The following is a 24111-nucleotide window of genomic DNA, read 5'->3' as shown; positions in this document are numbered from 1 at the left end:
AAGGAAGAGCGACGCTGCCTTTGAGCGACATCAAGGCGAATTCGTCCAGAACTGTTTTTGAGTTGGTCGTTGTCGGTTTCCCTCCCCGGCAACACGTTGGGTCTGCTTGCATCTTTTCCCCCGTGACGCAAGCTCAGCCTTGGTCATTCCCCCCCACCAAGGCACCTTAACCAACTCGGCGGCATCAGGTGTCCTGCTCCTTCGGATCCTGCTGTCGCCTTCTCTCCTCCCGACTTAACTGCATTGTCAGTGCCCAATCGTACGGGCGAGGCCCTTTTGCCGTTAAAGAGCGGTCCCGAAAACGTATCGCCGGGAGGTGTCCCAGCGGAACCGCCAGGGTCTCGTTCGGGTCGAACAGACGTGTTTGAAATAAACAGTGGTTTATCTAGCACCGACTCATTGCATGTAGTGCAACGTTACCCTGGCACCGACACTGGACAAATTTTGTCTAAAGCGCGAACTGCTGAAGATGGCTTGACGGGCAACGTGCCGGCATTCTGTCCACGCCCCACAGGAGGTACAATATATCCGCTTATATCAAGGCCGGGCAACGCGACTGACCGTAAGCATTTGTAGAGTGTGATGTGTTATCCGACAATTCATTACATAATTAGCTGTCTTTTAGGCGGATTTTACATATCGTATCAAACAATCATTTCACTTTTATATTGAATTAGCTTATCCCTTAGCCTTGTAGGGAGCAGTGGGCCGATGGCGAAACAAAATTCGTTGGGTCACTGCGCCCCATAGATCGCCGGTGCTGCAATTAGAAACTCACGACGATCGCAAAGCAGCGCGCTGGAATTCGGTGGTTTAGCCACTGCTGACGAGTAGCCGCGAGTATCTGAGAAAGCGATACGCTACCCAGAAGAAGCCCGGCAAGACGTCCCCGGCCGCGGCGACCGACTATGACAACATCTGCTTTTAGCTGCGCAGCCGTTTGCATGATCACCTCGGTCGGATCACCCCAGCCCCAGTGAAGAGCTAACGGGTTCGCACCTGCCTGACGGGCCTGCTCTCGGGCCCTTGCTAATATCTGTCGGCACTTGGTATCGAATGCTTCTGGCATGGCCTCCTGTTCCTCAACGTTTGCAAATGCCCCAAGATCCTCGCCTAAACCTGTCATGACTGAAATTACCGTCAACTCGGCATTCGCGCGCTTTGCGAGGATTGGCCGCGAATTTGACCGCCCGGGCTGCTCCTTCGGAGTCGTCCGTGGCAACCAAGATTGAATACATTTGGTGCTCTCCTTATATTTCCGAGAGCCTCCTATTTGACGCGCAAACTCCCAAGAACGCACCGCGCTATTCAATGCCTGGGTCGTACACTTCTTTTTGCACGTTTGGTGCCAACTCTACTGCCGCGATGCTGGCGATCGGCGATGAATTTGATCGTATTGAAAATGAGAAACTCAAGTTCACGTTCGTCTATTCCGTGGCTTGGTTCGATCCGCAGAACCTTCCGTAGAATGCCTACGCCTGCCAACAGCGAGGCAATGATAAAGGCACGGCATTCCGTCGAATCCTCGAGTTTGTTCCCGAGAGGCTGAATGAAATCCTTCAATACAAATTCGTGCAAAACCCGGGAGGCATCCGGGCTCGAGAGCGAATGAACAATAATGTCGAGTGGCCCTGGCGCTCTTAGGTCGCCTGCCTCCTGGGCAAATAGCTCGTTCGTGAGAACTTCGGGTAGCTCGTTTAGGCTTCCGATGAGAAGACGCTCAGGTTGGACTGCCGTTTTAATTGCTTCAGCGAAAAGCCGCTCTTTCGACCCAAAACACCGATGGACATAGGCGACGTCCACTCCGACATCAGCCGCAATATCTCGTAATCCCGTATCTTCAAAGGAATGCGTGGAAAACCGGTGTATCGCGGCATTAAGGATTTGGTCCCGCGTAGTGGCCGGCTTCGCTAAACAAGGACACATAAATACCTCACCAAAATAGAATATTGCGATCTTCGCCGAAAAAAAGTCAACAGCTGTTGACGAGGATCAAAGCTGATCTATCGGGTTGCTGCTGATGCTCGTGTTATTGCCACTGCAGGCTCTCTCAGGAGGCGTGACACCCCGAGAAAGCATGCCCGAAATCATTCAAGATATCATGCTCGCAGCACCCAACACGCACTTCGTGATGTTGGCACAGTCCATTCTGTTTCGTGGTGCGGGGCTTGATGTGGTCTGGCCACAGTTCGCTGCTCTCCTTGTAATCGGATCTATCCTTTTCATTTTGTCATTACGGCGCTTCCGGAAGTTTTTGAGATGATTGCACTGGGTGGAACTGCGGAAGCGAAGTCCTTTTGTGTTCGTCTGCCCACTTTAAACGGCGCTTAAGGTGACTGAGCGAACCCGGCTATTTCCAACCTCGGTTCAGGAAATGAGGAAATGGCGGTGCAATCGCCAACTAAGGTTCAATTCAGCTTTCGTCGTCGCAACGCATTAGTGCCGGCGAATCGGGTACATGGAGCGTGTACATCAAGGGTGGCAAGCGCATTGATCTGCGAGCTACCGCCCATGCGCACGCTAGAGAAAATTTCCGTTGGCAGAGTGGTAGAGCTGTGGCCTGAAATGAAGCTTGCCACGACCAGATCATCGAATGACAGGGTGCAGGCCAATAGCCGACCGGCCCCGAGCGCGGGTGCAATCAGCGGCAACGTGATCGCCTAGAGTGAGCGGCGATCGCTCGAACGAAACAAGCCGAGCCTGCACCACTAAGGCCATCTGCCCCATCCGCGGATCATTCGGTCGACAAAGCCATAGGTCCAGCAGCTCCTCCGGCAGCAGATTCGTCAGCTTCCCAATTTCGCCCGGGTCGAGCCCGCTCTCCATCACGCCGAAAACGGCGCTCACTGCCTCTTCCGGATCAATGCCCAGCCCGCGAAATGGATCGCCATCGACATAATCTAGGAAGTCTTGTTTGTGGTGCTATCACATCCATTCATCGAGAGATCCAGCCAGACTCGATGTTTCGACAGGACCCCCAGGAGACAAATCTCTGGCTTAAAGAGCTGATGAGACGGTTTGAGACCGGAGACCGATATTTGGCATATAAAGTGCTGAACGCTACCTTGCGCGCGCTTCGCGATCGTATCGGGCCAGAGAACGCGGCGCATCTGCTTCCCATGCTCATCCACGGGTTCTATTATGAAGGCTGGCATATGGCTGCGACGAATGGACAATGAAACAGCCTCTGAAATCGAAACTGCTCGGTGTCAATTTTTCGATCCCTGGCTGGCCTAGGCAGTGAACCTTAGGCAGCGAACTCTGAAGCGTCACTATCTTGATGCTCTACATCGGTCGATCGCGGATGTGCCCCTCGGCACGCAGAACGGCAATGGCCGCCTCGAAAACGCGTCGTGGGTCGCCGGAAGCGTCAAGACGATGCCATGATATCGGACCGAGATCGAACTTCAGTTGCGAGCGGACGACGTCCGCCGTCGCATCGGAGGCATCCCCCATGCGCGCTTCAACACGGGCCGTCAGTTGGTCTTCCGGAGCATCGAGCCAGAAGCCCAAGAAACGACCGCCTGCGCGCAATGCAGCTTCCTCTATCGCCAACCTTTCATCAGGACGTGCGAATACCGCGTCCGTCACCACCGAATGGCCGGAAGCAACAGTTGCTGCAGACTTGTCGCCGAGGTGTTGGTAGACGGCCTTCGACGTCTCGGCAGTGTAGTATTGGCGCGAGAGACGGTGCTCTTCCGCCACCCCCGCGAGACGCTTGCGCTCAATATCGCTGCGCAAATGTATTGCGCCCGGGGCACGCCCCAAAAGCGGAGCGAGTATCCGTCCTAAGGTCGATTTTCCCGAACCGGATAGCCCTCCGATGGCGATGGCAATTGCCGGAGACGGACGCAGGTATTGAAGCGAAGAGGTGAGAAATGCTTGGGCTTCCCGGAGGAGCCCGTCCGAAATAGGGCCTTGCTCTTGCCGCGCGCGCTCGAGCGAAACGACGGCCCTGACGCAGGAGCGACAGGCAAGGAAGAGCGGTAGGCACGCGAGACCATCGATCTCAGAGCCAAGCGGTGCTTCGCCAACGTAGCCGTTGATAACGCCGTTGGCTTCGGCTCGCAGGCCACGATGGTCAAGATCCATCAGCAGAAAAGCGAGATCGTAGAAGACGTCGGTCGTCGCCAGCTCCTCATCGAACTCGAGAGCGTCAAAGGGAACGGGGTCGGAGTTGATCATGACGATGTTCCCGAGATGGAGATCGCCGTGACATCGTCGCAACGCACCTGATGCCGCTCGTTGATCGAGCAAACGCGCATTTCTAAAAAGATGGTCGTGCGCCAAAGAGCTGAATGTTGAGGCATTCTCGCAAATGAGATCTCCACCCGTTGAAAGCTCCGATGCGAGCTGCTCGACGAGACGGTAAATGCGTGCTGAACCTTGGTCTGCCGATGACCGCGGCGCAGAGCGATGGTAGTTCGCGACCATAACTGCAAGCTTCTGTGGCAATACCGCCGGCAGCGGACCGCGATCGGCGATCCGCACAAGAACCGAGGCCTGGTCGAACCGGCGCATATGAACAGCCCAGTCGACCGTCTTGCCGGCATTCTCCAAAGTCAAGATGCCGTCCGCACGCCGCGAGATCTGCCGAAGACCGAGATAGATGGTTGGCGCGTGGGGTTGATTGAGCTCGATTTCCCGGCGGCATGCCGAGAACCGTCGCTCGAGGATCGTGAAGTCGAGGAACGGCAACTTGACCCGCTTCTTGACCTTGAAGGCCTGATCACCTGCTAGAAAGACGCGCGCGCAGTGCGTCTCAATGACGTCGACAGATCCGCGAGGCAAAGAATAAGTCTCGGCGGCACTTAACAAGGCAACAACTTCGGCCTCTTCGTCGATTGCATCGTTCAAGCGTCGAAGCTCCTTGCCAGCCAGCCTTGCACTTAGCTCCTACCCCGTGAAACGGCTACCAGACTCGCTCAAAAGCATCATCAGACGAATGGAGCATATGCGACCGTACTCCCAATGATCTCGGTTTCGTCGGTGCGGATCAGTCCCAAATGGCCTGCTGCCTTGAAGCGGCGCCAAGGTGACTGAGCGAATCCGGCTATTTCCAACCTCGGATGAGGAGATGAGGAATGGCGCGGAAGCGGTTTACGACAGAAAGAGATTATCGGCCTGCCGCGGGAAGCAGAAGTCCGGTTGAGTCAGGGCCAGACGATCGGATCGGTGTGTCGAGGCCTCGGTGTTTCAGAGCAGAGCTACTATCGCTGGCGGCGTGAGTACATTGGCCTGAAGCTTGACCAGGCGAAGCGCTTCAAAGATCTCGAACGAGAGAACGGACGGCTGAAGAAGGCCGTGTCAGAGCTCACCATCGACAAGCTGATTCTGAAGGAAGCGCTCGAGGAAAAATTCTAAGCCCTTCCCGGAAGCGGGCATGTGTTGCGCATGTCCGCTCCCAGCTGTCCATATCCGAACGCTGGGCGTGCACCGTTATCGGTCAATCTCGTGCGACGCAGAGACGGTGTCTCACGACGGCAGACGATGAGGCGGCTCTGACAGCCGACATCGTGCGGCTGGCGACCCGTTATGGCGGTACGGATATCGCCGCATCTGTGCGTTGCTCGTCGCCGAAGATTGGCGGGTGAAAGTCAAACGGATCTATCGGATCTGGAGCCGGGAAGGGCTGAAAGCTCCCATGAAGCAACTGAAACGGGGCCGTCTCTGGCTCAACGATGGGTCATGCGTGCGTCTGAGGACCGATCCGGCGAACCACATCGGATCGTATGACTTCGTTCACGACCGCACTCAGGATGGTAGGAAGTTCCGCATGCTCGTGGTGCTTGATGAGTTCACGCGGCGATGCCTTGCGATCATCGTTGCCCGGCGGCTCAGATCTGACGACTGTCTCGCCGATCTCTTCGTCACTCACGGACCGCCGGAACACATCCGCTCCGACAACAGCCCGGAGTTCGCCGCAATAGCTGTACGGGGAATGGCTCGGCCGGGTCGGCGTCAAGACGCTCTCCATCGAACCGGGAAGTCCATGGGAAAACGGCTACTGCGAGAGCCTGAACTCGAAGCTCCGAGACGAGCTTCTAAACGGTGAGATCTTCACGACATTGCGTGGGGCTCAGGTCCTGATCGAGAACTGGCGGCGACACTACAATGCCGTTAGACCGCACTCATCGCTGAATTATCGGCCGCCGGCACCAGAAGCGATCTTGCCGCCAGCATCCGGTCAGCCCAGATGCTGGACAACGACGGCCGGATTCTAACTTAGACCCTGGCTCCGCGATGTGGGGCAGGCCAATGCCTAGCAACGGCCTCAAGGCTGCTCGACAAGTGAATAAGCAGCTATTAGATGATGCGGGTCAGATAACCTCGCGCTTTCTTCAGCGTTGAAGCACGTAATAGCCAGGAGCGTCGTCAAGCGAGGGGTATCCTTTTTCAGGTGCTCCCAAGGATGGCGGTGGAACGTCCTCAGTCGAGTGCTCCCTCAGCCACGCTTCCCACTCAGGCCACCAAGAACCTAGGCATTGGGGTACTTCTTGGTGCCAGACGTCTGGTGCGACGTACGACTGAGAGGCAGGCTTGACAGCCACCTGATAAGAGCGATGCGGATGGCCGGGCTCCGAGACAACGCCGGCGTTGTGGCCGCCGCTCGTAAGCAGGAAAGTGACCTCGGTCTCTGCGAGCAGGTGAATCTTGTAAACGGAGCGCCACGGAGCAACGTGATCTTTGAGAGTTGCAACTCCGAAAATCGGGGGGCGAATCTCACTAATGGAAATGGGCTGGCCGTCCACAGCATAACGTCCCTGAGCCAGATCGTTACGCAAGTAGAAATGGCGCAGATACTCTGAATGCATTTTGTATGGCAAACGGGTGCCATCGGCGTTCCAGGCCATTAAATCGAATATAGCCGGACGTTGACCGAGTAAATATTCACGAACGGTACGTGACCAAATGAGGTCTTTCGAGCGCAGAAGCTGAAATGCCCCGGACATCTGATTAGAGTCGAGGTATCCCTTTTCCCACATCATGTCTTCGAGGAACGCGACCTCGCTATCATCAACGAAAAATTGGAGTTCGCCGGGCTCCGAGAAGTCCGTCTGTGCAGCAAGAAGAGTCAAGGATGCAAGCCGATCGTCTCCGTCGCGACCCATAGCTGCCGCTGCTAAGGCGAGGAGGGTTCCCCCGAGACAATAGCCGACCCCGTGGATCTTACGATCAGGCACAATGGCGCCAACAGCTTCGAGCGCTGCCGTGATGCCAAGGCGACGGTAGTCATCAAGACTTTTATCCCGATCATTCTCATCTGGATTTTTCCATGAGATTATGAAAACGGTGAATCCCTGGCTCACTAACCAACTAACAAGAGAATTCCGCGGCGACAAATCGAGAATGTAATACTTCATGATCCAGGCCGGCACGATCAGGATGGGCTCGGCTTTGACCTTATTGGTGGTGGGTACGTACTGGATCAGCTCGATCAGCTCATTGCGTAAAACGATTTTGCCGGGCGTCAGCGCAACATCGCGGCCCACAGTGAAATTTTCGGTCCCCACGGGTTGATCACCGAGAACTGCGCGGCACCAATCCTCAAATAAATTTTGGGCGCCGAGTACGAAGTTGGCTCCTCCTTCCTTCAAACTCCTATCGATAACTTCGGGATTGAAAGCCGGAAAATTTGATGGCGAGAATGCATCGAGGATCTGCCGAGTTGCAAAGGTGACGACATTCTCGTGATGCGGTTCCACACCCGCAACACCCGTCATTGCGTTATGCCACCACTGTTGTGTGAACAAGAAGCCCTGATAGATGAGATTAAAGGGTGGCCGCTGCCAAGCTGGGTCATCGAACCGGTCATCCTGTTCCAGCGGTTCGATGCATGGCTGACAATCTTTTCCGACGACGGCGTGGAACGTGAAGTTCACGTAGCGTAACCATTTCCGCAACCCCTTTTCCCACAATTGCTGTTGCTTCCCAGGGGAAATCGCTAGATGCGCCAGCCAATCGGAATAGGCGCTGGTCAAGGACCCAGGCGAAAGACCGAGCGTCGCATGGGCCATCGCTGCGTGGATGAAGCGGTCGAGGGCGCGGCGCTCGCCAATGTCCTCGCCCGGTTCTCGCAGGACCGTGGTATCTTGCGATGGCGTTACAATGCCGTGTCTTGAGTTCGGAGCCAAAGGCCGACGGGCTGTTTCACTATGGCGAGAAGCCTCGCCAACCTTGTCACGCGGCTCGTCGACACGAAGTGCTGCTTGAACTTTCTCAGTCATCGATTTCCTCGCGCTATTCGCTGGCATGGGTCGGATAAGGGCGGGGTAGAAACTATGAGGGTGTTATTTTTTTCCGAGCTTGCTTAAGGCTCGTCCCAGAGGAGTTTTGAGCCTTCCTGCCCACCAACGTTCAATTGAGGGCGGCGGATCTGGCGGCTTCGTATCAGACGAATTTTGAGATGTTTGCCCGGTCCCAGACTTTGTCGATCGTTCGTCGGGCACGATGCATCTCCCTCCGGTCAGGCCAAAAGCTTGATTTAGGCCAAAGATGAGCGAGATCGTCATGTCTGTCTGTTCGATTTCCAACAGATCTATCCACTTAAAATATCGGTAAATTTTGCGTTTTTTTGGCTCCCCGAGAAGGCGATAGGTCAGATCTCGGATTGTGCCATAACACTCGCAGGTGCAATCCTCGAGCCCGCGCCGATCTTCGATTGTTACCCAGCCTCGAGAATAGCTAATGAGGCCTGATCGTTGGAGAGCTTTGGCGGCAATTGAAACCCCAACGCGCTGTAGGCCGAGCATCATAGCCAGAAATTCGTGAGTAAGGTCGAATTGGTCGGATCCGGCGCTATCATGCGCGATCATAAGCCAACGACAGCACCGCTGCTCCAAGCTGTGCAAACGATTACAGGCAGCAGCCTGCCCGATTTGGTCGATAGCAAGATGATAATACCGCTCAAGCAGCTTTTCAAAGCGCCGGTTCCTCGCAACTTCGGTCCGAAGATGATGCGCATCAAAACAAAGCGCCGAACCGGAGAGTTGAACTATCCGCTCAAGGGTCGCCGTCGACCAACCCAGCAGCGCGTGGGGCCCGACAAGCCTTCGATCCCGACGGCGTCGATCTCGACTGTACGCACGTCTTTGATAGTGATGATCGTAGAAACGAGGCCGCTGTTGACGAATTAGGCTTTGTCTGTTGACTCCTCGGCGCCATAAATAATTTGACCGCGACGAAGAACGAAGCGTTTCATCAAGGGGAGAATGTCTCGAAGGGTCGCAGCTGGAACGGTCAATAGAAGCCGACTTTTAATCTCGACGTCGCCGACTTGGCAAAACCACTCGCTTCGCTCTCAACGCTGCTACGTTCGGGGATGTTTCAACAGCCTACCAATCATCCCGGGGGCAGGCTCGAGATCTCCTCCTTGCCAACTAAGCGATAGCACGAGCCCAGCCGTGTGTTTAGCCACTATCAATTCCTCGTTCGTGGGAATGACCCAGACAGAAACCTCGCTATCGACTGTGCTGATGCGTGACGCATTTTTTCTGTTCGCATCATCATCGACCTGAATTCCGAGCCATCCTGAGCGCTTACACACTAATTCACGGACTTCTGCGGCGTGCTCTCCGATTCCGGCCGTGAACACGACCGCATCGAGCCCCTCGAGAGCGGCGCACAAAGAACCAAGTTCTGATGATACCCTGTAGACGAATAGGTCCACCGCTTCACGAGCTTGCGGTTCTTTGCTCGAAAGAAGGTCTCGCATATCGCCGCTCAGTCCTGAAACGCCCTTCATTCCGGACTCTCGATAGAGCATCTGCTCCACCTGCTCGACGGTCATACCGCGCTCTCGGAGAAGCCAGATCATGAGGCCGGGGTCGAGATCGCCTGAGCGGGTGCCCATTACGAGACCGCTCAAAGGGCTAAATCCCATCGTCGTCGCGATGCTCCTCCCGCCACGAACTGCACACATACTGGCACCGCTGCCAAGGTGTGCAATGACGGTGCGTCCCTCCGCAGCGCGTCGATCGAAATTTGCAAGGGAGCCACTGATGTACTCATAGGAGAGACCGTGAAAGCCGTAGCGGTGCGCGCCGGCTTCGCTCAAGCTGCGCGGAAGACCATAAAGCTCCGCGACGCGCGGCATCGTCCGGTGAAATGCGGTATCGAAGCATGCGACCTGCGGAAGATGAGGATGCAATCGCTTCAAGATCTCTAGTGGCTCGAGATTGCGCGGTTGATGTAGCGGGGCAAGCGGCACGAACGAACGAAGCTTTTCCAGAATAGCTGGCGTGACAACGACGGGACCGGTATGTTCCAGCCCGCCTATAGCCACGCGGTGGCCGATGGCGCCGAGCTTCTCGGAGCCAAGATGCTCTTCGAGCCAACTCATCAACTGCGAAAGCAAGTTATGGACGTCGTTTCTGTCCTGGGTTGGCGGGCGCCGATCGACGAGCGACGTTCCGTCGGCGTCCGACGCCACAAGACGAGGATGCGTCCCGATACCGTCAAGTTCCCCATGGAGCCTTAAAGCAAGATCTACCGTATAAATGGCGAATTTGATGCTCGATGAGCCGGCGTTGATCACGAGGATGTTCGAATCCTTAGCCGTGGCCGCCTCCATCAGTTAAGTCTGACATCGCCAATTGCCGTTTTCGTCGTGCATGAGCAAGCAACGCGGCAACAGCACTCGACGCCAAGCGGCTCTTCGCGCTATCGGCCCTGCTTGTGAGTACGATTGGAACGCGAGCACCGAGCACGATGCCGGCCGCCTCACTGTCCGCTAGATACTCGAGTTGCTTCGCGAGCATATTGCCGGCTTCAAGATCAGGCACAACGAGAATATCTGCCTGCCCGGCGACGGGTGAGTGGATATGCTTGATCTCGGCCGCCTTCAGATTGATCGCATTGTCGAATGCAAGGGGCCCCTCAAGAAGGCCACCCACAATCTGCCCCCGATCCGCCATTTTGCAGAGCGCGGCCGCTTCGATTGTCGAAATGATCTTTGGAGTAACGGTCTCCACCGCGGAGAGAATAGCAACCTTCGGTTCCGAGATACCCAGAGCTTGCGCGAGATCGACCGCGTTCTGGATGATATCGACCTTGTCCTCAAGCTTCGGATAGATGTTGATCGCCGCGTCGGTTATCAGCAACATACGAGGATAAGCTGGAACGTCGAATATAAAGACATGACTGATGCGCCGCGCCGTGCGCAATCCGGTCTCATCGTCCATCACAGCATGCATGAAATGGTCGGTATGCAAGCTCCCTTTCATAAGAGCCTCAGCCTCACCAGACCGGCAGAGGCTCACGCCTACAGCGGCAGCCTTCACATCGGTCTCCACGTCGATGACCTTATAGCTTGAAATATCGAGTTTCAGACGATGCGCCAAATTGGCCAATTCTTCCTTTGGCGCAATGAGCGTTGGCGTAATGAGCCCTGATTCCGCGGATTCACAAGCGCCCCGTAGCGCAACGTCGCTCAATGGGAACACAACCGCCGTGGTGATCGGCTCAAGGATTTCAGCTCTATCAACTAGCTTCGAAAAAATGTGATGGTGTCGAGACATCATGACGTCGACCCGCCGACCGGCGTACCATTGAGATCATCGCGGCACGACCGAGTCCAATTCCAATGCTGTCGCAAGTTTCGTTCCCTCCCTTTGGGTTCTTGACTCATGAACACTCAAGCGCAAGTGCAATGCCTTGTCCGCCGCCGATACACAGAGCGACAAGGCCTCGGCGAATGCCATCGCGGCGCATCGAATGCGCGAGGCGTGTCGTCAGCACTGCACCTGTCGCACCAATCGGGTGACCGTGGGCAATCGCACCACCCTCGACGTTCACAATCTCCTCGGGTAATTGGAGCTCTTGAATAAGCGCCAGCGCGATGGCGGCGAAGGCTTCGTTGATTTCAACGCGCTCGAGATCGCTGATCTTCCAGCCCGCCCGCGCAAGGGCCTGATGCACGGCTGGCACGGGGCCTAAGCCGAACATGCCTGGTTCGACGGCACCAACGCCAAACGAAACGAGCCGCGCCATGGGCTCTATGCCCTGCTTATCGGCCCAATTCGCATCCGCAACGATCATTGAAGCCGCGCCACTATTGAGCCCCGGTGCATTGCCAGCGGTTATTGTTCCATTCTTGCGAAAGGCCGGTTTCAGCTTGGAGAGCTTTTCAAGCGTCGTATCCGGACGATTTTGCTCATCTTTCTCGAACACCAAAGGGCCCTTACGACTTGGCACGTCCACAGAGACGATTTCTGACGTGAATTTCCCCGCAGCTTGAGCGGCGCCAAAGCGCGTCTGCGAGCGGTAAGCCCACTTGTCTTGAGCTTCCCGCGTAATTTGAAACTTGGCGACCAAGTCTTCCGTCACCCAGCCAGAATGCTCGTCGCAGAAGGCATCGGCCAACCCGTCGCGTAACATGCTGTCATAGATTTGGGCATCTCCCATCCGGTAGCCCCACCGTCCCGACGCCATCAAGTACGGTGCTTGATCCATATTCTCCATGCCACCCGCTATGCCGCATTTCGCGTGCCCAAGCATTACTTCCTGGGCAACACTTGCGATGGCCTGTGAACCGGATCCACACACACGATTTACCGTCATTGCTGGAACTGTCACAGGAATGCCGGCTTTAACAGAAGACTGACGCCCAGGGTTCATCTTCGAGCCCGCCTGAATAACCTGCCCCATAACGGCAAGTTCGACTGCCGATGGATTGAGTTTCGCACGCTTTAGCGTCTCTTTGATTACTGCAGCCCCCAGATCCGGCGCAGCAATATCTTTGAGCTCTCCTTTATACGCACCGATTGCCGTGCGGACTGGAGAGCAGAGAACAAGAGCCGACTGACCCATGGATTCATACCCCTGAAAAATTTACCTCGGCCTATTGCATGTACTTGCCGCCGTTGATCGAGAGCGTTTCGCCTGTGATGAAACCAGCATCATCACCGACAAGAAAAACAACGGCACGCGCAATCTCTTCCGGCTTTGCCAAACGTCCGACGGGCACAGCAGCGACAATTTTTTTCAAAATGTCCTGAGGCACTGCCGCAACCATCGCCGTATCGGTGTATCCCGGGGCGATGGCGTTGACGGTAATGCCGCGGGCCGCACCCTCAAGAGCCAGAGATTTGCTGAAGCCGATAATTCCTGCCTTTGCGGCGGCATAGTTGGTTTGACCGAACTGCCCGGCGAGGCCGTTGATTGAACTGATATTGACGATGCGGCCGAACCGCCTCTCCCGCATGGATTCGATCACGGCCCGGCACATGTTGAAGCAGCCGCCAAGATCGATGTCGATCACGGAGCGCCACTGCTCGCATGTCATCTTATGCAACGTCACATCTTGCGTGATGCCAGCATTGTTGACGAGGATTTCGATTGGTCCGATCGCTTTCGCGATTTCCGCAACACCACGCTGACAATCATCGAAGACGGCGACGTTCCACTCATAAACCGGAATTCCGGTTTGATCATGAAACTTCTTCGCCTCGTCTCCATTTCCGAAAAACGTTGCTGCCACCTGGTGGCCGGCCTTCTTGAGAGCGATACACGTCGCCGCACCAATACCAGTAACGCCTCCGGTAACAACCGCTGTTCGCGTCACATCAGTCATCCGACTCATCCTCCCATATAAAATCAATTTAAAACCTAGCTCGACAATCGTTGGCTGGCATTGATATCGATCAGTAAAATCGACATCGGAGAGAAGGACGGCGGCGTCGTTGACCACATTGGCCAGTAATCGTTCCGGTCACCCAGGCAGCACTCCAATGGATGAAGCGGTATGGGCGTGAGCCGCCCCCAATTCTTGGACCACGTGGGATGAGAAAATTCTCAGGTTGTCGTCATCTGGGGCGCGCCCCAGATGACGGTTTCGCCAGCTCGCTGGGCGTTCTGTTGCCGATCGAGCTGTGGGGCCGAATTTCGTTATAATCTCGTCGCCATATATCACACTTTCGCTGGGCGTCCGAGACATTCATGAACCAGTGTACGTTCAGGCACTCAGCTCGGAACTTGCCGTTCAGGCTCTCGATGAAGGCATTGTCCGTCGGTTTCCCGGGCCGCGAGAAGTCGAGGATTACACCGCGCTGGTAAGCCCAGAGATCGAGATCCTTGGAGACGAACTCCGAGCCTTGGTCGACTCGAATGGTCTTCGGATAGCCGACGTCCCGACAGACACGCTCGAGCGTTGCAACCACATCGGCACCTTTATAGGTCCGGCGAACTTCGATGGCCGGTACAAAGCGCGAGTGCGTGTCTATGACCGTCAGGATGCGCAAGCGATCGCCATCGTAGGTTTGATCATGCACGAAATCCATCGCCCACACATCGTTGGGATGAGATGCCGCCCGGCGGTCTTCGCGCAATTTTGCTCTGACCCGCCGCTTCGGCGTTTTATTGCGCAATTGCAGGCCCATTTCACGATAAAGCCGATACACACGCTTGGCGTTCACACCCCAGCCTTCACGCCGCAGAAGCACGTGGATGCGGCGATAGCCATAGCGCACGCGCGTCTCGGAGATCTCTTTGATGCGCTTTTTAAGTCCGGCCTGCCCGGCACGGCGGTGGCGGTAATGATAGGTCGAGCGGCGGGCCCTCAGAACCGAGCACGCACGCCGAATGCTCACTTTCCATTCGGCTCGAACATCATCAACCAGCTCCCGCTTGCGAGCAGGCCTTAGAGCTTTCTGCGGATGACGTCCTGCAGCATGGCACGATCAAGGCTCAGATCGGCGACCAGCTTCTTCAGCTTGGCGTTCTCTTCGTCGAGCTGCTTCAGACGCTTCATCTCCGACGGCATCAAGCCGCCATACCGCTGACGCCATCGATAAAAAGTCTGCTGGGAGATTCCAGCTTTCCGGCACACCTCCGCAACCGCTGTCCCTTCGTCAGCTTGCCTCAGAATGAAGGCGATCTGGCTATCGGTAAACTTCGAGCGTTTCATCGTCTCTCCTCGTCCGGCCAGCAAGGCCGCTAAACGAGAATTTTCTCAGATTCGATGGTCCAGTTTGCGGGAGGCAGGTCATGGAACTCAGACGCCGACAGCACTTCAACGCAGCAGCATGATCTTCAACCCGATGAGCCAAAGACTCTCTTGGATCAGCCGCTCAACTGTCCTGAAAACCCTGACGGCGAACAGTTGATCGCTTCGACGCGTCCGATAAACTCTCGAACCTGCGTGACAGGTTTTTTCTCTGGGATCGCATAGCCAACCACCGGAGTTCCTCCCGGCATTTGAGCATGCGCTGGTGAAGCAAGAAGAAGTACGATTGTGTGGGCTGCAATCCAATGGAAGCGATTCTTTTACAAGAAGCGATGGACATCATTTGTCGCCCTTGGAGGATATGTCGCGATTGAATGCCGGGTGTGCGAGACCCGTGACGTCGGACCCTACCGAAATCGCCACTTGGTGGCTTGCCAGTTTCCGCCGATCCGGATCAGCTTGTGGTCTCCCGATCTTGCCTTCCAGATCAGTAAGGTCGACGAACTGATCCGCCTGCCGTCGCAAGTCGTCCGAGATCATTTGCGGCTGCGTTTGCAACGTAGACACGACGCTGACGCGTCGGCCTCTTTCCTGCAGTGCCGCCACAAGATAGCGAAGGTTGCCATTTCCTGAAAAGAAGATGAGATGATCGATATGAGCGGCGATACGCATGGCATCGACTGCCAATTCGACCTCCATGTTTCCCTTGAGCCTACGTCGGCCGTCATGTTCCATGGTTTCCCTGATAGGCTTAGTCACCACGGAAAAACCATTGTAGTCTAGCCAGTCCACGAGGGGCCGGACGGAAGAAAATTCCTGATCGTCGGCAATTGCCGTATAATAATAAGCTCGGATAAGGCGCGCCCGCTCGCGGAAGACTCCAAGAAGCCGACGATAGTCAATCTCAAAGCCGAGCTGTCTCATGCTCGCGTAAAGATTGGGGCCATCGATAAAGAGTGCCATGCGTTCATTGCGGTCAAAAAACATCGAACCTGACATCCCGAAGAATTTCGTGCCGACTATTCAAAAAATTACCTATTTCAGTTGTTAGCGGACACGGCTAAATCTGAAGCTTTTCTATTAGGGGTGCCATGACGCGCCTCTGCTTCAAGACCGGGAGGCGTCTTCATCCACGTGTAACCACCACGTCCTGCGCGGTAACCGACTTGGTAGAGCGTGCGCATATACTTTTGATCAAAGGGTTCGGGACTCTTCATTTTGAAGTCAGCCGGGATGGCAGCGAGGTTGAAGTCCATATGATCGCGCTCGGCCGTTGCATAGATACGATAGAGGTCGCCGAGGCCTTCGTTCTTGATGAGCGTCGAGATCGAGCGTCCGGTAATCGACAGCGTGTTCGCTTCAATCGGCTGCCACTCGGGGCTGATCTTGCCATTCCGGATAATGAAGACCCGTCTGGTCATGGCCTTCGCACTTAGGTCAGCGCCGGACAACGACAAGGCCGGAGGCGCTACAAATACCTGCTGAGTGACGCCGCCGTCGGCATGCAATTCGTCATAGGTTCGGCCATCCGCACGCACTTGGATGCGCACAGGCGGAAAGACCCCCGGAATCGATGCCGAAGCCAGCAAGACCTTTCGAAATAGACTAAGGGCCTCGGGACTATCGCTCATCGCAATGCGACCCATATCCCAGAGCACCGGGCGCTGCGCATCGAGATTCGTCGTTCCAATAAGGAGTATGCGGCCGTTCATGCGCTCGCGAGCGACCTCGCGCAGGAACTGCCGGTCGACATATCTGGCGATGAGACGCGCGAGAGGAGAACTGTCGGCCAGGGCGGAACCACCGAAAAGTCCGGAGACGACGTTTTGCGTGAAGATGTCCTGCTGTGTATACTTCGTGAAAATCTCCCCGAGCTCTGGATCCTTTTCCCGCCCAAGAAAGACGAACGGCGCGATCAGTGCACCGGCACTAACGCCGGTGACGAGATCAAAATCTGGCCTCGCACCGGCATCGCTCCAGCCGACTAAAAGCCCCGCACCAAATGCCCCGTCATCGGCTCCTCCCGATATCGCGGCGATGTTGATCACGGGGACCTGGCCTTGATGCTGATGTGAAGCCATAAGGGCACGCATCTTAGGAGCTTCAGCGCGCACGAGCTTTCGCAAAGACTCTTCGGAAGCATCGCCCCAGATGCGAATGCCTGTCATCCCTGTTAGCTGGGCTTCATCGACGAGCGTTTCCGGGACAATGTCGCGAGGGAGTGTGGCCGCGCATCCTGCGTCGAGACCGGCAAGAAGGACCGCTGCTAAGATTGATCGCGCACGCGTTGTGGAGCCATGTTCTGGACGCATCTGTGTCTCCCCCCTTCCGGAAGAATCTCTCAGGCTCGCCGCAGCGGCCTTCGATTCGTCCTTGTTTCTCTAAGGGACATAGTCAGATCGTTCGTCCCGTAGGCTTTCAAAAACGCGGCGACACCCGCCTTGGCGCGCCGGCGAATCTCTTGAGAGGAAAGTCTGGATTCGACGCCAAAAAGAGCTTTCAACTCGGTATCCCGGCACGTAAGCGCCATAAAATGACCAGCCGCCACGAACGGGTCCGCCAATTCGAGGTGGCCATTTTGGGCTTGTTCGCGGAGATATTCTGCAACTGTTTCCTGTGCCCGCTGCGCGCCCGCCTTGTAAACGGTGGGACAAAAATCTGGGAAACGATCGGTTTCAGTGAGCGATAATCGGTAAAGGGCAACGAACTTGCGGCGAACCAGAAGTCCGAGCGTATGTTCGGCAAACGCAATAAGGGTCTCGCGGACGTTCGCATCCCTGCTCGCTCTGGCGAGAGGCTCCATGAACTCATCGACGAGCTCATCAATGATCGCACGAAACAGGGCCTCTTTGCTTTCAAACTGATTGTAGATGGTTTGGCGCGAAACGTTGGCCGCTTCAGCAATTACTTCCATGCTGACGCCATCATAACCACGAGAGACGAACAGCTCGGACGCTGCAAGGATGATTGCATCGTGTTTCCGCGAATGCTCGCTCAATTTGATTTGTGTCATGATTGCCCTCCGCCTTGGGAGACATAACGCTTAGGATTGGACTGTAAAGTCTAAAATTTTGGCAAAAGCAAGTTTCCCAGGGCTTATGAAGCGCTGGGGAATGACGCTATGAAGTAAAAGGCAATTATTCGGGAGCACATTGCGCAGAAATTGAATGGGCCGGCCGAGGCGCTTATCCGGCCAAAATAGATAGGAGCCTCCGCCCGGATGGAAAGAGCAGCAACATCTTGGGTCGTTCGACCATGAACCCTGAGAGAGCACAACGCACATTATAATAGCGAGATAATAGCGAGAAAAAAAGGTGGCCGAGAGCTAAGTCGCCAGCAGGAGGGGGAAAGCTGGCACAAAGGCTCTGGCCACCTAGGGCACCCACGAAGTACGATTTGAAGCCGCAAAAGATACTTCATTTTCTTGTTAGTTTGCTCAACGCGTGACCCAGCCGCGTTCGGCCTAAGCTCCCCAACTTTCCAAATTGATCGTAGGAAGATTGGATCGGGGCCGAAGCGTTTCCTCCTTTTTTATTATGCAACCTTGATGCAATGTCGAAGACATCGCATCTGACCCTTGCTCTTGTTCCCTCGTTCGGCAAAAGATCATCGCCGAGTTTTTACTCGAAGCTCGAGACGGGTGTCTGTTCGGTTCCAAACACGGAGGTTGAAGAAGATGGTGATAGAAAACAAAAACAAACGATTATTTTGTGGGTTGGAGAGAGAGGCGATCAAACAGGCGTCGAATCGTGCCGTAACATTCGCAGGCCGTAGCTTCGAGACCACCGCGTTCTATGATTGTTATTTGCCCCCGCTTATATTGGATATAGCCTTCCTGCTGGAGGGTAAGTGCGGTGAGGGAAATACTGGCGCGTTGAACTCCAAGTGTCATGGCGAGGAACTCATGTGTCAGCTGAAAATGATCAGCTCGCGCACTGTCATGTGCTGTTAGAAGCCAACGGCAACAACGTTGCTCGAGTTTATGTAGACCATTGCATGCTGAGATTTGCGCGATCTGACACATAGCTAGATAACAATATTGCTGCAGAAGCGTCATGAAGCGAGGGTTTCGCGTAACTTCGGGCTGTAAGTCTCCAGTTTTGCAGTAAAGAGCGGTGGTGGGAAGGCTAACTACATATTCGAGAGCGGCGGCCTCGAATCCGAAAAGAGCAACCGCGCCGACTGCACCTTCAATACCAACAGCGCCGATCTCCATTGTGCGCCCGTCCTCCATTGTCCTGGCAGACGAGACGGGCCCTTGATTCACGAAGTAGATCTTATCCACGCAGTCGCCGACGCGATAGAGCACCTGTCCCGCTGACAATCTTATGACTTTCATTGGAGCAGTGACGCGCTTCAGGGCTTCCGGCGGAAGTGCGCACAAAACGCGGTTTGCGATTACCTCATCGGGTCGTTGCCCCATCCCTTTTGCCCTGTCCCCTTTGAGACGCACCGACGGCAAGGCAACGCCTATCGGTTGTGAGTCCCAACAGAAGCTCGCCATTCCACGTGTCTTAAGTGGAACGCCCCATAAAAAATGACCGAATTAGACTGGACTGTAAAGTAAAAAATCTAATCACCTAGAGAATCGTCACCTTCGTATTAGGCCCGGGGCTCAGGTGGTGCGGCGAGTCGGCAGATGTCTCGCTTTCACTCTCTTCTCAAGCTAAGGCCGATGGAAACGATCTCAGCAATACTGTTTCTTTTCCTGGCCAACCAGACGCCGACTTGGCCGTTCGAGCCGCTCTCCTCTCTGCAGCTGGTGGTAGAGGGGTGAGTTCCAGCGTGCCGACAACGTCCAGGGAAAGTGAAGGCCACGACGTTGACGTCATCTTTGTCAGGCTCGAGTTTAGCTAAGCGTTGAACGAGATTTGATAAGTCAATTCTCCAGATACGCGCGGCCGACTGCACAATGTCGCCAACCGTCGCTAGCCGAGCCGTCGGTGTAAGCCGCAGTTGAGAGTGAGTTACGTAGGCAGCGCCGTCACCCGTTATGAGAGCAGCGATGCCGTCGTGGTAGTAGCATGATGATCGATAGGCCTCTCTACATCACGACCGGTGCCGCAGGACAAAGAAGGCTTTGTCACCGCGGACACTAAAGCCCACAAAACAAGGGCCAGATCATCAGGATCAAATCATCGGTGGCTGGACACGTTTTATCAGCTGAGGGCGCTTTTCGTAATGTTCCACGCCTGTGCGAGCTTGCTTGACCTGCGCTTGTAGTCCTCGCGAACTTCGGAGATCCTTTGTACGATGGTGTCCTTCGTTTTCGCCGCCGCAGCTTTCGCCTGCTCCTGCAAGGCCGCAACTTTGGCTTCGGCTTCGTCGTGCAGCGCGGTCGCCTTCGCCTTAGCGCGCTGCAGCGCGTCCTCGAGCCGTTGTTCGACCTCGGTGATACGGCCCTCAAGATCTTTTTTAGCTTGGTCCGTCGCTTTTTTGTACGCGCTGTGAAGATTGGCGAGTTCGGCTTTAGTAGCGGAGATTTCGCGCTCTATTTGCTCGTCCTCGACATCGTTGCGGAATGTACGGATAACTACACCCCCAAGTGCTGAAATCCGCGTGTCGAGAGGGGTCACCCAGTCTTCCCCGATCTCAGCGACGATCGCCGTCTTGCCGGGCGTCAATTCTCCGGCCACCCGCTCGACGAAGTCAGCAGAAACTCCCATGTCGTAGACGTCTTTGAAGCTGCCGGCGAATGCCCCAGCAGCCAGTCCTGCAGCAACACCGAGCGGTCCGGCGAGGAGACCGATCAAACTTCCAGTCAATGCACCAATCGCCGTCCCTAATGGACCGCCGGAAGCTGCCTCTTTGACCACGATGAGACCTTTGTCATCTTTGGCAATGACGGCCTCGCTATAGACGACGATGTCGCCGTCCCTATGCAGTTCCTTGAGTGCGCGTGTGCCTTCATACGCTTTTGCTTCATCGGAAAAGATAATCGCTACGAATTTGCTCATTGCTGTTGTCTCCAAAGCCGCAACGGCCAGGACGGGCCTTCACATATATTACATACATGCCGTATGTTTGCAAATGAAGGATGCAACCGATTTATCGGATGAGATCGTGGGCCGGGATCCCTGTGAAGTCAGTTAACCTTGCTATCACAAGAGACAAATACGAAGACGGCCATTGCGTCCAGGTTGTCAGGATACTGATCTGTGCGATCTCTCGACCAGGGATGCATTCGTCTGCTCATTGCTTTTTCAACTCGTGCGCAAACCGAGCGCCAGAGCGACCCAGGCCCATCCGTAGAAGATCAAATCAATTCCAATAAATAGGCCGATCACCCAAAGTCCTGAGGCGGGCCATTGAGCGAGAACGAGTAGCCCGAGAGCGAACGAGATTATTCCATCCATTGCCTGCCAACCCCAGCCCGGGAGCGCTAGAACGATGGAACTGATCAGGTGAAACAGTCCACCAACAATGAAGAACATCGCCATAAACATCGTCACAACCTCGGCGCTGGCCAACGGCCTCGCAACTATCAGCAGACCTGTTACCCCGAAGAGAATGGCGGCAAGCAGGTGGTGAAAGACACCTGCCCAATGCCCAATCATGATGGCCTGCGCAATTTCGATACCGGACGCAATTACAAGCAACCATCCGAAGAACACCATCGACGCGACTGTGGCCGCCATGGACCGAATGACTGCGGCCATACCGAGCGCCACCAATGCAATCCCGAATGCCAGGAACCAGCCCCAATATTGAACAAGATCGGGCGGGATCTGCACAACAAGAACTTGAACGTCACTCATCCCTGCGATCCTATCTGCGCATTTGGTTTGCTCTGGAATGCACGCCACTGGTCAAATGACCAACGAACTCATTCACAAAAACAGTTCCGGCATATTGACCCGCATCACTTGACGGCGAACGGAGGGTGATCAGCTCGAAATCGTTTTGCGGAGCGCTATTCATTGACCAGCCCGTTACTGGCGGGTTGGAATGCAACCGCCGACGAGATTGGTGCGCATGGGCAAAATCTCCCACGTGCATAACTTCGTCGTCATTTCGGAATGCTCAGGCTGAATACCTTTCCAATTTCGTGCATACAAACATACTGTATGTATGTATATTAGGCAACATGTATTTTAAGCTACGTCGCGGTACGCGCATGACGCCGCGGATCGACGGCAATAAGCAGGCGGGCGACCAATGAGGGAAGCGAGCTACATCGACGCGTCGTCGGCGTCGGTAGGCGATAGCAGGAGCATCAAGCTGCATGGGCCTGAGGCCTTCGAAGGCATGCGCCGGGCGGGACGGCTGGCCGCCGACATTCTGGACCGGCTCGTCCCCTACGTCGTGCCGGGAGCACAGACCGATACACTCGACGCTCTGGTAGTTCAGATGTGCTAGTTCAGATATGCGCAGAAGCAGGTGCACGTGCACGTGCTGCGTCGCTCGGCTACCGCGGATTTGGTCACAGTTGTTGCATCTCGATTAATCATGTCGTCTGCCACGGCATCCATCCGAATGGACGCTCAAAGAAGGCGATATCGTCAATATCGACGTGACACCTCTGCTCGACGGCTGGCACGGTGATGCGAGTCGCATGTACCTCGTCGGCGCGGTGAGCCTGAAGGCTCGCTGTCTTGTCGAGGTGACCTATGAGGCACTGATGCGAGGCATCGAACAGGCGCGCCCTGGTAACCATCTGGGGGGACATAGGTCACGCCATCGAGCGGTTCGTCGGGCCCTATGGCTACGGCATTGTGCGCGACTTCTGCGGCCATGGCTCGGACGCGTATTCCACGACGCGCCCGAAGTTCTGCATGTGGGCCAATCGGGCAGTGGTCCGCAGTTGCGACCCGGCATGTTTTTTACCATCGAGCCCATGCTTAACGCCGGGAGTCAGGCAGTGAAAGTCTTGAAGGACGGCTGGACTATCGTCACCTGTGATCATAGCTTATCGGCGCAGTTCGAACACTCAATAGGCATTACGGCAACCGGTTGCGAAATTTTCACCCTTTCTGCCGCCGAACGATAGTGAGGAGACCGAACACGAAGTGAGGTTCAGGGCATTGCCAAGAGCGGCGCCCGTCAACCAGACCAGCGTGCGATGCCCTTGAAGTATTCGATCTTCACCTCAACGGAGAGTTCACGCGAGCATGCTCCGCTCGGGGCGGCTTCAGCAGAGGCCGCTTCAGCAGAGATCGGAGCGGCCATTCCTTTCCTGACAGTGCAGACATGACCGACACCAAACGACGTCTCCCGATTATCACCCCCTCAACGCCGCACGAATTGTCTCGCGCAAAGAGGTGGTCCGCCGTCCGATGAGCTTGCTGAGTTGGTGGCTCTGGTCAAAAAGTGCCCCCTTGCTGGCGGCTACGTCCGATTGCGCCAGCATCGCAGCGATCGGCTCGGGCAGGCCGGCGTTGAGCAGCACTGCTTTGTATTCGGTTTCAGCCAGATTTTGAAAAAGGATGCTCTTTCCTGTCTGGTGCGAGAGTTCGGCGGCAAATTCGGCAAGCGTATAAGCCTCATCGCCCGCTAGCTCGTAAGTGCGACCATCCTGGTCTTCGCCAGCGGTCAAGACAGCGGCGGCCGCATCCCCATAGTCGCCCCGGCCTGCCGAGGCGATGCGACCGTTTCCGGCGCTGCCGAGGACGGCGCCGTACTGGAGCGCAGCTGGGATGGAGGCGGTGTAGTTTTCAGTATACCAGCCGTTTCGCAACAGTACGTAAGGAACGCCGCTCGCCTTTAAAAGCCCCTCGGTCTGGCGATGCTCCTCGGCGAGACCGAGCAGCGAGGTATCGGCGTGAAGGAGGCTCGTGTAAGCGATGAGCTTGACGCCGGCCCCCTTCGCCGCATCGATGACTGCCTTGTGTTGCGGTACGCGCCGTCCAACCGCATTGCTCGAAATTAGCAGCAACTTGTCGACACCTGAGAGCACTGGGCCAAGGGTCTCGGGCCGGCTGTAGTCAGCCTCCCGAACCTCGATGCCTCGTGCCACAAGATCGGATGCCTTCTCAGGGTCACGCACGAGGGCTGCGATCTCCGCCGCTTGAACAGTTCTTAGCAGTGCAGCGATTACAAGGCGGCCAAGATGGCCAGTCGCTCCGGTAACTGCGTACATGATATTTCTCTTTGTCGCCGGTTGAGATGTCACCTATTTAGGGAGCACTGTTGTTTTCGATAAGTACGCACACGAAGGTAAGTATGGA

At 55.6% G+C, this 24111-nt stretch carries 23 protein-coding genes and 4 pseudogenes; 7 read left to right on the top strand and 20 right to left on the bottom strand.

The genetic code is table 11. The features are described from left to right. Nucleotides 1–766: 766 nt before the first annotated feature. Nucleotides 767–1300, bottom strand: coding sequence for a universal stress protein (locus tag RLW41_RS04235; RefSeq protein ID WP_414463621.1), 534 nt, complete (start codon nucleotides 1298–1300; stop codon nucleotides 767–769). On the opposite strand from RLW41_RS04235, the gene RLW41_RS04230 reads away from it, so the two are divergent. Next, the gene (locus RLW41_RS04230) at nucleotides 1216–1467 is read left to right on the top strand and encodes a hypothetical protein (RefSeq protein WP_414464672.1); all 252 of its coding nucleotides are present in this window, start codon (nucleotides 1216–1218) and stop codon (nucleotides 1465–1467) included. The two genes, RLW41_RS04235 and RLW41_RS04230, sit on opposite strands and share 85 nt — an antisense overlap. 3 nt (nucleotides 1468–1470) lie before the next feature. Here the strand turns inward: RLW41_RS04230 and RLW41_RS04225 are convergent. Beyond that, nucleotides 1471–1926, bottom strand: a pseudogene (locus RLW41_RS04225) (TetR/AcrR family transcriptional regulator); the annotation flags it as partial. Nucleotides 1927–2008: 82 nt separating this feature from the next. Between RLW41_RS04225 and RLW41_RS04220 the strand changes: the two are divergent. After that, nucleotides 2009–2263 (top strand): annotated as a pseudogene (locus tag RLW41_RS04220) (ABC transporter permease); the annotation flags it as partial. A gap of 145 nt (nucleotides 2264–2408) precedes the next feature. On the opposite strand, the pseudogene RLW41_RS04215 reads toward RLW41_RS04220, so the two are convergent. Beyond that, nucleotides 2409–2657 (bottom strand): annotated as a pseudogene (locus RLW41_RS04215) (putrescine ABC transporter permease PotI); the annotation flags it as partial. Continuing rightward, nucleotides 2587–2847: a hypothetical protein gene (locus RLW41_RS04210; protein ID WP_414463620.1), complete on the bottom strand. Its 261-nt coding sequence runs from the start codon at nucleotides 2845–2847 to the stop codon at nucleotides 2587–2589. The pseudogene RLW41_RS04215 and the gene RLW41_RS04210, both read right to left, overlap by 71 nt. 32 nt (nucleotides 2848–2879) lie before the next feature. On the opposite strand from RLW41_RS04210, the gene RLW41_RS04205 reads away from it, so the two are divergent. Then, nucleotides 2880–3179: a DUF2267 domain-containing protein gene (locus RLW41_RS04205; protein WP_414463619.1), complete on the top strand. Its 300-nt coding sequence runs from the start codon at nucleotides 2880–2882 to the stop codon at nucleotides 3177–3179. A gap of 106 nt (nucleotides 3180–3285) precedes the next feature. Here RLW41_RS04205 and RLW41_RS04200 read toward each other — a convergent pair whose 3' ends face one another. After that, nucleotides 3286–4857, bottom strand: a complete 1572-nt coding sequence (locus RLW41_RS04200) for an AAA family ATPase (RefSeq protein ID WP_414463618.1) — start codon at nucleotides 4855–4857, stop codon at nucleotides 3286–3288. A gap of 258 nt (nucleotides 4858–5115) precedes the next feature. On the opposite strand from RLW41_RS04200, the pseudogene RLW41_RS04195 reads away from it, so the two are divergent. After that, a pseudogene (locus RLW41_RS04195) lies at nucleotides 5116–6224 on the top strand (IS3 family transposase). A 117-nt stretch (nucleotides 6225–6341) separates the two neighbouring features. Here the strand turns inward: RLW41_RS04195 and RLW41_RS04190 are convergent. Further along, the gene (locus tag RLW41_RS04190; protein ID WP_414463617.1) at nucleotides 6342–8228 is read right to left on the bottom strand and encodes a PHA/PHB synthase family protein; all 1887 of its coding nucleotides are present in this window, start codon (nucleotides 8226–8228) and stop codon (nucleotides 6342–6344) included. A 63-nt stretch (nucleotides 8229–8291) separates the two neighbouring features. Beyond that, complete coding sequence (locus tag RLW41_RS04185) at nucleotides 8292–8816, bottom strand: Crp/Fnr family transcriptional regulator (protein ID WP_414463616.1); 525 nt, start codon at nucleotides 8814–8816, stop codon at nucleotides 8292–8294. Here RLW41_RS04185 and RLW41_RS04180 point away from each other — a divergent pair. Then, nucleotides 8805–9137 (top strand): hypothetical protein, encoded by a 333-nt coding sequence (locus tag RLW41_RS04180; protein WP_414463615.1) that lies wholly within the window; start codon nucleotides 8805–8807, stop codon nucleotides 9135–9137. The genes RLW41_RS04185 and RLW41_RS04180 overlap by 12 nt on opposite strands. 173 nt (nucleotides 9138–9310) lie before the next feature. On the opposite strand, the gene RLW41_RS04175 is transcribed toward RLW41_RS04180, so the two are convergent. The 11 genes from RLW41_RS04175 to RLW41_RS04125 form a co-directional block, all read right to left on the bottom strand. After that, nucleotides 9311–10573: an acetate/propionate family kinase gene (locus RLW41_RS04175; RefSeq protein WP_414463614.1), complete on the bottom strand. Its 1263-nt coding sequence runs from the start codon at nucleotides 10571–10573 to the stop codon at nucleotides 9311–9313. Further along, nucleotides 10554–11522, bottom strand: a complete 969-nt coding sequence (locus RLW41_RS04170; protein ID WP_414463613.1) for a bifunctional enoyl-CoA hydratase/phosphate acetyltransferase — start codon at nucleotides 11520–11522, stop codon at nucleotides 10554–10556. The genes RLW41_RS04175 and RLW41_RS04170 overlap by 20 nt, the downstream gene beginning before the upstream one ends. Nucleotides 11523–11625: 103 nt before the next feature. Beyond that, complete coding sequence (locus tag RLW41_RS04165) at nucleotides 11626–12810, bottom strand: thiolase family protein (RefSeq protein WP_414463612.1); 1185 nt, start codon at nucleotides 12808–12810, stop codon at nucleotides 11626–11628. A 31-nt stretch (nucleotides 12811–12841) separates the two neighbouring features. Further along, nucleotides 12842–13564: an acetoacetyl-CoA reductase gene (gene phbB / locus RLW41_RS04160; RefSeq protein ID WP_414464662.1), complete on the bottom strand. Its 723-nt coding sequence runs from the start codon at nucleotides 13562–13564 to the stop codon at nucleotides 12842–12844. 241 nt (nucleotides 13565–13805) lie between these two features. Next, nucleotides 13806–14905, bottom strand: a protein-coding gene (locus RLW41_RS04155; protein ID WP_414463611.1) for an IS3 family transposase whose coding sequence is annotated in 2 segments (ribosomal slippage) — nucleotides 13806–14644 and nucleotides 14644–14905 — 1101 coding nt in all. Because the reading frame shifts where the segments join, the coding sequence is not laid out codon by codon here. 378 nt (nucleotides 14906–15283) lie between these two features. Beyond that, complete coding sequence (locus tag RLW41_RS04150) at nucleotides 15284–15931, bottom strand: NYN domain-containing protein (protein WP_414463610.1); 648 nt, start codon at nucleotides 15929–15931, stop codon at nucleotides 15284–15286. A 53-nt stretch (nucleotides 15932–15984) separates the two neighbouring features. After that, nucleotides 15985–17256 (bottom strand): patatin-like phospholipase family protein, encoded by a 1272-nt coding sequence (locus RLW41_RS04145; RefSeq protein ID WP_414463609.1) that lies wholly within the window; start codon nucleotides 17254–17256, stop codon nucleotides 15985–15987. Between the two features lie 29 nt (nucleotides 17257–17285). Next, nucleotides 17286–17957: a TetR/AcrR family transcriptional regulator gene (locus RLW41_RS04140; RefSeq protein WP_414463608.1), complete on the bottom strand. Its 672-nt coding sequence runs from the start codon at nucleotides 17955–17957 to the stop codon at nucleotides 17286–17288. 690 nt (nucleotides 17958–18647) lie between these two features. Then, entirely contained in the window at nucleotides 18648–19283 is a 636-nt protein-coding gene (locus RLW41_RS04135; RefSeq protein ID WP_414464661.1) for a Crp/Fnr family transcriptional regulator, read from the bottom strand. A gap of 820 nt (nucleotides 19284–20103) precedes the next feature. Continuing rightward, entirely contained in the window at nucleotides 20104–20901 is a 798-nt protein-coding gene (locus RLW41_RS04130; RefSeq protein ID WP_414463607.1) for a DUF1269 domain-containing protein, read from the bottom strand. Nucleotides 20902–21147: 246 nt separating this feature from the next. Next, entirely contained in the window at nucleotides 21148–21702 is a 555-nt protein-coding gene (locus RLW41_RS04125) for an HdeD family acid-resistance protein (protein ID WP_414463606.1), read from the bottom strand. 400 nt (nucleotides 21703–22102) lie between these two features. Here RLW41_RS04125 and RLW41_RS04120 point away from each other — a divergent pair, with 400 nt between their 5' ends. Together RLW41_RS04120 and RLW41_RS04115 are read left to right on the top strand one after the other, a co-directional pair. Further along, the gene (locus RLW41_RS04120; RefSeq protein ID WP_414463605.1) at nucleotides 22103–22303 is read left to right on the top strand and encodes a hypothetical protein; all 201 of its coding nucleotides are present in this window, start codon (nucleotides 22103–22105) and stop codon (nucleotides 22301–22303) included. Between the two features lie 154 nt (nucleotides 22304–22457). After that, nucleotides 22458–22934, top strand: coding sequence for a M24 family metallopeptidase (locus RLW41_RS04115; protein ID WP_414463604.1), 477 nt, complete (start codon nucleotides 22458–22460; stop codon nucleotides 22932–22934). Nucleotides 22935–22987: 53 nt separating this feature from the next. On the opposite strand, the gene RLW41_RS04110 is transcribed toward RLW41_RS04115, so the two are convergent. After that, the gene (locus RLW41_RS04110; RefSeq protein WP_414463603.1) at nucleotides 22988–23113 is read right to left on the bottom strand and encodes a hypothetical protein; all 126 of its coding nucleotides are present in this window, start codon (nucleotides 23111–23113) and stop codon (nucleotides 22988–22990) included. Nucleotides 23114–23165: 52 nt separating this feature from the next. Beyond that, nucleotides 23166–24023 (bottom strand): SDR family oxidoreductase, encoded by an 858-nt coding sequence (locus RLW41_RS04105; RefSeq protein ID WP_414463602.1) that lies wholly within the window; start codon nucleotides 24021–24023, stop codon nucleotides 23166–23168. Nucleotides 24024–24111: the final 88 nt, after the last annotated feature.

The organism is Hyphomicrobium sp. DY-1 (assembly GCF_047497105.1).
GTDB lineage: Bacteria > Pseudomonadota > Alphaproteobacteria > Rhizobiales > Hyphomicrobiaceae > Hyphomicrobium_B.
Note: the sequence above shows the minus strand (reverse complement) of the source record. Positions and strands in the feature narration are given on the sequence as shown.

Excerpts from the sequence above, each read along its gene's own strand:
- RLW41_RS04150 (WP_414463610.1), bottom strand. The coding sequence starts at position 15,931 with ATGTTTTTTGACCGCAATGAACGCATGGCACTCTTTATCGATGGCCCC.
- RLW41_RS04135 (WP_414464661.1), bottom strand. The coding sequence starts at position 19,283 with ATGAAAGTCATAAGATTGTCAGCGGGACAGGTGCTCTATCGCGTCGGC.
- RLW41_RS04145 (WP_414463609.1), bottom strand. The coding sequence starts at position 17,256 with ATGCGTCCAGAACATGGCTCCACAACGCGTGCGCGATCAATCTTAGCA.
- RLW41_RS04165 (WP_414463612.1), bottom strand. The coding sequence starts at position 12,810 with ATGGGTCAGTCGGCTCTTGTTCTCTGCTCTCCAGTCCGCACGGCAATC.
- RLW41_RS04180 (WP_414463615.1), top strand. The coding sequence starts at position 8,805 with ATGCGCGATCATAAGCCAACGACAGCACCGCTGCTCCAAGCTGTGCAA.
- RLW41_RS04125 (WP_414463606.1), bottom strand. The coding sequence starts at position 21,702 with ATGAGTGACGTTCAAGTTCTTGTTGTGCAGATCCCGCCCGATCTTGTT.
- RLW41_RS04190 (WP_414463617.1), bottom strand. The coding sequence starts at position 8,228 with ATGACTGAGAAAGTTCAAGCAGCACTTCGTGTCGACGAGCCGCGTGAC.
- RLW41_RS04140 (WP_414463608.1), bottom strand. The coding sequence starts at position 17,957 with ATGACACAAATCAAATTGAGCGAGCATTCGCGGAAACACGATGCAATC.
- RLW41_RS04110 (WP_414463603.1), bottom strand. The coding sequence starts at position 23,113 with ATGGCCGCTCCGATCTCTGCTGAAGCGGCCTCTGCTGAAGCCGCCCCG.
- RLW41_RS04170 (WP_414463613.1), bottom strand. The coding sequence starts at position 11,522 with ATGATGTCTCGACACCATCACATTTTTTCGAAGCTAGTTGATAGAGCT.
- RLW41_RS04120 (WP_414463605.1), top strand. The coding sequence starts at position 22,103 with ATGAGGGAAGCGAGCTACATCGACGCGTCGTCGGCGTCGGTAGGCGAT.
- RLW41_RS04175 (WP_414463614.1), bottom strand. The coding sequence starts at position 10,573 with ATGGAGGCGGCCACGGCTAAGGATTCGAACATCCTCGTGATCAACGCC.
- RLW41_RS04105 (WP_414463602.1), bottom strand. The coding sequence starts at position 24,023 with ATGTACGCAGTTACCGGAGCGACTGGCCATCTTGGCCGCCTTGTAATC.
- RLW41_RS04205 (WP_414463619.1), top strand. The coding sequence starts at position 2,880 with ATGGATCGCCATCGACATAATCTAGGAAGTCTTGTTTGTGGTGCTATC.
- RLW41_RS04185 (WP_414463616.1), bottom strand. The coding sequence starts at position 8,816 with ATGATCGCGCATGATAGCGCCGGATCCGACCAATTCGACCTTACTCAC.
- RLW41_RS04130 (WP_414463607.1), bottom strand. The coding sequence starts at position 20,901 with ATGAGCAAATTCGTAGCGATTATCTTTTCCGATGAAGCAAAAGCGTAT.